Consider the following 523-nt stretch of genomic DNA (forward strand, 5'->3'; position numbering starts at 1 on the left):
CTAGCGACAACCCAAGCCAATAATAATTCTGTTTTGTGCCGTTTCCCCGCGCGGGTGGCATGGCTAAAAGAGACGATGTCTATCGATGACGCAAGTCTTTCGGCTGAATGTCCAGAGCTGGATGAGTGGATGTCGACATTGGCACCTGAGCAGTTATCTATTGTGTTTGCTGAGGAGTATTTGGACAATCCACTCTCTGCTTTTGGTCATACCTTATTGCGTATCGACTCAAAATCGAGCGTAGCAGACCCCAATCAAATCAGTCAGGCGTATGCGCTTAATTATACGGTGGATGGTGATCCAGACGATAGCTTTCCAATCTATGCGACCAAATCCATGATTGGTCGTTATGACAGTGTCATCGAGATTGATCCTTATCCCCAAAAGATCGCAAAATATCTACAAGATGACGAGCGTGATACATGGACGTACTCATTGAATCTGACACCTAGTGAAGTACAGCAGATTATGCGCCATGTTTGGGAGACCAAGTCGCTAAAAATGCCATATTACTTCACTACGG

At 45.5% G+C, this 523-nt stretch carries 1 protein-coding gene; it reads left to right on the forward strand.

Annotated elements, in window-relative coordinates:
• Nucleotides 1-523, forward strand: a 523-nt coding sequence (locus ACS8FC_RS20785) for an Lnb N-terminal periplasmic domain-containing protein (RefSeq protein WP_439298178.1), incomplete at both ends; no start/stop codon positions are given.

The organism is Psychrobacter sp. 1Y4 (genome assembly GCF_051847555.1).